At 41.0% G+C, this 8,624-nt stretch carries 3 protein-coding genes and 1 pseudogene; all 4 read left to right on the top strand.

Annotated elements, in window-relative coordinates:
- Positions 1 to 37: 37 nt before the first annotated feature.
- A complete protein-coding gene (locus ACLR96_RS09680; RefSeq protein WP_412265786.1) occupies positions 38 to 6,535 on the top strand; it encodes a Spy0128 family protein in 6,498 nt (2,165 codons plus the stop codon).
- Between the two features lie 90 nt (positions 6,536 to 6,625).
- Positions 6,626 to 6,880 carry an HTH domain-containing protein gene (locus tag ACLR96_RS09675; RefSeq protein ID WP_177267539.1) on the top strand — a complete coding sequence of 85 codons (255 nt, stop codon included), beginning with the start codon at positions 6,626 to 6,628 and terminating at the stop codon, positions 6,878 to 6,880.
- 102 nt (positions 6,881 to 6,982) lie between these two features.
- Positions 6,983 to 7,933 carry a helix-turn-helix domain-containing protein gene (locus ACLR96_RS09670; protein WP_177267538.1) on the top strand — a complete coding sequence of 317 codons (951 nt, stop codon included), beginning with the start codon at positions 6,983 to 6,985 and terminating at the stop codon, positions 7,931 to 7,933.
- A gap of 238 nt (positions 7,934 to 8,171) precedes the next feature.
- Positions 8,172 to 8,624: pseudogene (locus ACLR96_RS09665) on the top strand (ABC transporter ATP-binding protein); the annotation flags it as partial.

Raw genomic sequence — 8,624 nt, 5'->3', positions numbered from 1 at the left:
GCCAAAGACGTCAGCAGATGATTCTAATGATGATCATGTGCAGTTTTATGAAAGCCGGCAGACAAAGAGAGAGCAGCTGCAGGCTGCGGCCAACGCATTCATAGATCAGACTGCTGTGGCTAACGGCCAGATTTCTGATGAAAAGATGAAGCACAGAGTCGGTATCGTGACCTATAGCAGCAGCGCTGATATTGAGAATAGTCTGATAAATTGTGAAGGCGAGGGACAGACTGATCTGAAGGAGACCATCAGTAATTTAAAAACCAATGGCGGAACATATTCTGATGATGGTATGGATGAAGCAAAGACTGTAATGAAAAATGCCCGCGCCGATGCTCAGCAGATCGTGATATTTTTTACTGACGGAGAACCGGGCGGAGGAAACGGCGTGGATGCAGGGACAGCCAATGCTACTATCCGTGCCGCAGGAGATCTGAAGACAAAAAATAATGCTTTTATATATTCTGTGGGGATATTTTCCGGAGCAGATGAGAATGATTTAACCAGAGATACTAACCGTTTTATGCAGGCTGTGTCCAGCAATTATCCGGATGCTACCGGATATAACATAGGGAACATGGGAACTCCGGTTGAAGAAAGCAAAAGGAATTATTATAAGACTACTAAAGAGAGCGGCTCACTTGAAGATGTCTTCAATTCTATTTTTGCAGAAATTACTGAAGGGACAGGTTTTCCTACACAGGTAAAGGGAGATAATCCGGCAGAGGATGGGTATGTGACTTTCACAGATAAGCTGGGGAATTATATGCAGGTAGATGATTTTAATACTATCATTTACGCTGATCAGGTATTTGATCAAGTAAGCGATTCTCAGAGAGGAGATACAGTCACTTATGTGTTTAGAGGAGAGAATACACATGGAGTGGGCAATCCTCTTTACCCGGAAGCCGATCTGTCCGATATTAAAATTACGGTGACCAAAGGTGACGGTATAGAGGGCGATACGGTGGAGGTTAAGATTCCGGCTGCTCTTATTCCTCTTCGTCAGTTTAATGTAGAGGAAGATGATGAGGACGGTACGATTTCCACTGAGGTAACTAATGCGTGGCCAATGCGTATTTTTTACGATGTAAGTGTGAAGCAGGAGGCGCTGGACAATCTTGCAGATCCGGACAGTGATCTGCAAGGATATATTGATGCTAATACCAATGATGAAGGCAAAGTCAGCTTTTATTCCAACGATTATACAAAGGGTGAGGCATCAGGTGATACGACTGTTAACTTTACACCGGCATCTACCAACAGATTTTACTTCTATACGGAAGATACATATCTGTATACAGATAGAGACTGCAAGACTAAACTTGACAAAGAACCGCTGAGCGGAGAAACATATTGGTATCAGAGAACTTATTATGACAGTACGAAGGATACTTTGCAGACAGAAGCAATTCAGGTGTCGGGAGCAAATCTTACAAAGTATTCGGAGGCAGTGAAATCAGATATCTCAGGAAAATATTATATTGAAAAAGGCACGCCGAGAATTCACGAAGTGACAGATACGGTTCTTGATAAAACAGCTGTAGGCGGAAATAAGACAAATACCGCCACCCAGATCATAAATCCTAAATGGGATAAAGACGATGTGCTGAATGCTGAAGATATTAACGTGTATCTCGGAAATAACGGGCGTCTGGATGTAGAGCTTCCTGGTCAGCTTACGGTAAAAAAAGAAGTGACTGCAGATGCCGGACTTACTGCTCCGGAGGATGCGGAATTCACCTTCAAGCTGGAGTTTACAGGCGGAAATTCCGATAAAGAATATGCGGCGAAGATCTTTGACAGTAAAGGTCAGCAAACAGCAGGATCACTTAATAAGATTAAATCAGGAGAAACCTTTAAGCTAAAGGCAGGAGAAAGCCTGCGCGTATATGGTCTTGATAAAGGCATGGGTTATACGGTTGAAGAGGTAAAAGGGGAGATTCCGGAAGGATTTGTCCAGACATCTCCGGTAAATGGCAGCGGAGCAGCGTCTTCCGCAGCAGGAACTATAGCTGCCGGTGATAATAATGAGGCAGTATTTGTAAATAATTATTCTGTGGAAGAAAAGACCGTCAGACTGATAGATTTAGGTCTGACAGGAACAAAAACTTTAAAAGATCGTCTTTTTAAAGAGGGAGACAGTTTTACGTTTAAACTGCAGCAGCAGGATAAGGATGATTCTTTGATAGGCAAACCTTTGGAATGCGAGATAAAAGGCGAGGATCATCTGGGAAAAGACAAAGCCAATATTTCTTTCGGAACTGACATAGAGCTTACCTTTACAGAAGAAGGAAGTTATAAATATATGGCTTATGAGGAGCTGCCAAGCAGCCTGCAGCCGGGGATCACATATGACAATACTAACTACCGGCTGACCTTTGATGTCAAAGATGACGGTAGCGGTCATCTTCAGATAAGAAATCTGAAGATTGAAAAGGGTCATGAAGGAAAAGACTGGGAGACAATGTATTTTAAAGAAGATGGTACATATCCCGGGGCAGGGGAGCATTTTCTGAATTTTACCAATACTTATGCTGCCGGCGAACAGTCAATCATAATAGCCGGACAGAAAAATATGAACAATAAGAACCTTCAGGATTATACAGAAAGCGAACAGTTTGCATTTTCCATAGAAGCGGCAGGAGTGCGTGATATAGATACACAGGATGCTTTTGATACATCTGATTTAGGTAATCAGCCTATGCCGGCAAAGGGCGCAGGAGGAAAGTATATATACCGCAACCTGACAAACGGCGATATTACCATATCCGGAACCACATTTAAAACAAAAAATATAGATAAAGAATATAAATATGTGATTCGTGAGCTGCAGCCGACAAAGGATGGAACTTATGAAGGTGAAGGTTTGACGAATGCTGATAAGAACAGTAATGGAGAATGGGTATACAACGGTGTTACGTTTGATAAATCAGAAAAAATAGTTATAGTGAAGGTAAAAACCGAAACAGATCCAGAAGATTCTACCAAGCAGTTAATTAAGACAGAGTTGGTAGATGAAAACGGAGATTTATACCAGTATTTCCGATTTAATAATACATATAATGCTTCCACCGCGCGTAGTCTTAAAGGCGAAAAGAATATTACAGGGCGTGATTTCAAAACCGGAGACAGCTTCACTTTCGAAGTGGAAGGCGTAAACGGAGCGCCGCTTCCTTCGGGAGTAACGAAAACATCGGGCAACAAGGGAACGATTTCCATTGATCCGTCAGCCGGAAAGAGCGAAGATATTATTTTCGGCGATATAACCTTCACCCAGAAAGACGTTGCGGATGGAACCCGTAAAGAGGAAATAAAAGACGGCAAAAAAATCTATACCTTTACAAAAACTTTCACGTACAAAGTGAAAGAGTTGGGAACGGATGTTAACGGTATGACTTATGATAAGAGTGAGAAGACTGTGAAAATCACCGTTACTGATGATTCCCACGGAAATATGAAGGCTAAGCTTTCGGACGATTCTCAGGAGCTTCAGTGGACCAATGAATACAGATCTTCCATGGATTACGGAAATGAGGCAGGAGGTCTGGAAGTGACAAAGACGCTGACCGGACGCAGTATGAAGGCAGGAGAGTTTGGATTTACCATAACAGCGTCGGATTCCCAGGATGGCAATGTGAGCAAAGAGGATGCAGACAAACTGCTGTCAAACTCGGATAAAGTATTCAATAATACCAGTGATCGCAATTCCGGAGTTTCGGAAACTATGAAAAAGCTCAGCGGCATTAAATTTACCCATGAAAATGCAGGAAAGACATATAAGTTTACCGTTAAGGAGAGCATAGGAGATAGCGGCGGAGTTAAATATGATAAGTCTGAGTTTGAAGTGGCAATAGCAGTAAAAGACGATGGCGACGGATCTATGCATACTATAACCACCGTTACTAAAGTCAAGGATGCAGACGGAAACGAGATCCAGAATCATAAAGGAACAGAATATGATAGCTCCAAAGATCAAACACCTCGTGTGGATTTCAATAACAGTTACAGTGTAGACCCTGTATCTTTAAATCTTGATACAAGATTTACGAAGTCTTTATTAGGACGAGACTGGACCGATACAGACAGTTTCAATTTTAAACTGGAGGGAGCGACCGGAAACGAGCCGATGCCGCAGAAGAGCAGCGTAACGGTGGATTATCAGATGGCGAAAGATCAGGATAAAACAGAAGCTGAGGATAGGGTAAGTTTTGGTTTCGGAGAAATAAAGTTTACGACTGCCGGGACCTATACTTATAAGGTGACTGAGGATCAGACGGGTTCGGGAACAAACGGACTGACATATGATTCAAAAGAAGCCACTATTACAGTTAACGTATCGGATAAAGATGGAATCGGAAAACTGACTGCTACTCCGCAGGTTACACACAGTAATTTTGAGAATATTTATAGTGCAAACATGGATTATGCAGCTGTCGGCGGTATTCAGGTAACCAAGACTTTGAATAATCAGCCTCTTGAAGCAGATAAATTTGAATTTACAATTACTGCGGAAGACAATGCGACTATGAAGAAGCTTGGGATGAAAGAGATGACCGGTTCATTTGCAAACGAAGCAGGCGCAGATGCAGGTGTCCCTGCAGTGGTTGCGCAGTTCAGCAATCTTACTTTTGATGAATCGGATATAGATGAAACATACAGCTTCTCAGTTAAGGAAAATACCCCAGAGGGCAGTGGTTATGAGGATTACGACAAGGCTGAATATAATGTAAGTATTACTGTTTCTGACAATAAGGATGGTACGCTGAAAACAGTCACTGTTGTAGAAAAAGACGCAGCGGTAGTAAAGACGGTTGAGTGGGACAGCAATACTCAGGTTGGTCAGGAACCTATTAAACTGGCATTTACCAATAAATATAATGCGAAAACGCCGGACGATAACGCTGTGAGTCTATCCGGAACGAAGACGCTGAACGGCAGAAAGATGGCTGATAAAGAGTTCAGCTTCCGGGTTCGCTACCAGGGAACTTCCAGGGATGATGGTATCGTAGCCAAAGGCACTAATAATGCTGAAGGAAAAATAACATTTGACAAATCCTTGAGTTATTCCAGCGAACAGCTCACAAAGCTAACCCAAGAGGGAAGAGCAACATTTAACCCGACTGATGATACGTATACTGTAAGCTATACAGCAGAAGAGCTCACAGAGGGACTTTCAGATAAGAAGATTACAGTAAATAAAGGAAGCGTTGATTTTACAGTAAAAGTCAAAGATAATAAAGACGGTACTCTGACGGCGACTGCTTATGGAGCGGATAAGCTTGATTTCGAAAACACTTACGGAGCCAATGCAGACAAGATATCTGTAAATATCAACGGAAGCAAAATATTGGATGCTGATGCAGCGCTTACAAAACCGGATATCAAAGAGGCCTTTACATTTACCCTCAAAGGAGAGGATGGAGCGCCGATGCCTGAAGATACAACAGTCAAAAATGATAAAAACGGCAACGTGGACTTTGGTACTGTGAACTTTGAGGCAGATGATCTGGAGGAAGTTGAACCGGATTCAGACGGTGCAAGAAGTAAAACCTTCACTTATACAGTGAGTGAATCGGGCAAGGTTGATGGTGTTACTAATGACAGTCAAAGCAAAACTTTAAAAATAACGTTGAAGGATGATGGAAAGGGAGGTCTGACTGCAGAAAGAGAACCGAAAGACGGCGCAGCCTTTACTTTTACCAATATCTATAGTGTGACTCCAACTGATTCCAGTCTTACAGGTGATGGGGGAATCAAAATTACCAAAAATATTGATGGAAGAGACCTTAATAAAGGAGAATTTATCTTTGAATTGGTAGATGCAAATAATAAAGTTGTTGCAAAGGCGGTAAACGATGAGAATGGCAATGTGTCATTCCCTAAAATCACTTATGACAGGCCGGGAGACATTTCATACACTGTCAGAGAGCAGAATAATAATCTCGGAGGCGTGTCTTATGATGATAAGATAGTTACTGTTATAGCGCATGTAAAGGATGACGCGAAGGGAGGCTTGTCCGTAACCTTTGAAACCGCAGATGGGGAAAATAAAATAGAATTCAATAATACCTATGAGGCCAAGGGAACGTCAGCTGCATTTGGAGCTTCCAAACAGTTTGTCAACGGAACACTTCAGGACGGACAGTTTGAATTTGTTCTGAAAGATAAAGAAGGCAATATTGTTTCAAGCGCTAAAAATGACAGCAATGGACAGATCTTATTCGAGGCGATCGACTATGACAAGGCTGATACGTATGAATACACTATCGCGGAGATAAAAGGTGATGAAGAAAATGTTCAGTACGATGATACGGTATATAATATAAAAGCAGAGGTCACTGATAATAAAAACGGAAGTCTGGAAGTAAAAGTAACGGGTGCAGATGAAGCTGTGTTTGTTAATACTTATGATAAGACAAGCGGTTCAGGGACTAAAACCGGGGACGATATGCCTATAGCAGTAATTGGAGCGGTGATGATAGCGGCTGCGGGAGCAGGAGTTGTCACCATCAGAAGAAAGATAAGACGTTAATTCAGTAAGAAAATGAACATCAGCGGGAATCGATCATTGCGACGATCCCGCTTTGTTCATTGTAAAAAATATTGAGAACGGGAGAATGTTATGGGACGAAGAGAATTCACAGAAGCCGAAATTCAAGAATTAGAAAAGAATCCATATGTAGATGATGTTAATTCCGCACGAATTATATATTCTGAAGGATTCAAGCAACATTTTGTCAGGGAATATATGAAAGGAATCAAACCTACGCAGATATTCAGAGAGGCAGGATTTGATGTGGAACTTATAGGGTATAAAAGAATAGAAAGAGCTACGGCCAGATGGAAGCCATATGGTGATAAAAACACTTTGAAGTAAAACTTCAAGTGCTTTTTATTTTACCATAAAATAACAGAACTTGTTTGAGGTGGTTGACATGTGCATCTGGTTAGTATATCCTTACTAAATAAGGAGGAAATCATGGCAATATCAAATCCCGACAAGTATATAAATGAGATGTTTGAAAAAACAGGCGGAGAACCGATACAGAAATTTATAAACAAAATTCCTGCTGAGTTGGGAGAGTTTTCTGTCAGAGAACAGAAATCGAGACAAGGAATATCTTTTACTGACTGGAGAATGAAATGGACACATGATATACGTGTGAAAAAAAACTCAGGCAGAGGAACAGATACAATACAGATTGTATTTTTTATTAACAATGGCATGGACTGGCAAATGGAGGGAGAGAAACATGTATATATGAAGCAGGGAGAGCTTTGTATGTATAGAGATAAGTCTGCGGTCAGTGAAGGCAACTATGAGGGTGGCAGAGAACTGAGATTTAAGAGTATTCAGATACCTACTTGCAGATTTATGCGCATCATGGAAGACTGTATGGATGAGAGAATAAAATCTGAAGTGAAATGTTTGCTGAGATCCACGTCAAAATTACAGGCCACTGCTTATACGAAACGTTTGCTGACTGAAATCGAGGAAACGAAAAAATATAATGGAGTTCTTGCAGATCTTCACATGGAAGGTAAGGTTTGGGAGCTGGTCGCTGTATGCTTTGAAGAAGTAATGAACGGACAGAGAAATAATATTATATCAAGAACTGACAAAGCAGCAGCGCTTCAAGTGAGGCAGAGAATTATAGAAGATTGCGTAAATGTGCCTGATGGAGAAGGACTGGCTAAGGAAGCAGGAATAAGTCTTTCAAAACTAAGCAGAGATTTTAAAGAAATAACAGGAATGTCAGTCCATTCTTTTGTAATAGAACAGAGGCTGGAACATGCAGCATATCTTTTGGCAGGAAACAGACTGAATGTGACTCAGACAGCTGCTTTGTGCGGTTATTCAAATATGAGTCATTTTTCATCAGCTTTCAAAAAAAAATACGGAGTTCTTCCTAAGGACTACAGGCCTTGATGGCAAAAAGTATAGAGAAGTTTACTTAAAATTATTAAAAACAAACAGAATTTTGGTAGAAACCAGTATAATATGGAATTAAAATATAACGCATAAAGTTAGCTACGCATAACTATATGCGTTTTTTTATGCCTGTCTGTATCTCATGATCTGACTTGAGGGTATGATTGTGCGAAGAAAGTGAGGCGTAAATTTTCAGATAACCGATATAGTAATTTGGATGGAAGGAGAAATACAGATGTTCAATAAAGTTTTAGAATATGCGGGATCGTACAGAAACAGGACTATATTGTCCGGGATAGTTATACTTTTGGCTGTGTTGCTGCAGGTTCTGCCATTTTTATTTGTATACAGGATCATAAAGCCGTTGATAATGGGGGAGGCAATAAGCTTTGGATATATAACAGTATGTATTGCAGGTGTATGTATATGTCTTGTTTTACATGCTTTACTTTATGTGAAAGGGCTCTCTATGTCTCACGATGCTGCCTATAATATACTTATGCGTCTCAGAATCTATCTTCAGAGACGCTTGGAAAATTTGCCGATGGGCAGGATACAGGAAAAAGGAACCGGCAGTCTTAAGCGTATGTTTGTTGATGATGTCGATAGTATAGAGATGCTGTTAGCGCATGCTCAGTCGGTCATTTTTTGCGGACAGTTCATACATGCTATCCTTTTCTGTTCTCTG

It is taken from the genome of Lentihominibacter sp., from assembly GCF_046951855.1.
GTDB lineage: Bacteria > Bacillota > Clostridia > Peptostreptococcales > Anaerovoracaceae > Lentihominibacter > Lentihominibacter hominis.
Note: the sequence above shows the minus strand (reverse complement) of the source record. Positions and strands in the feature narration are given on the sequence as shown.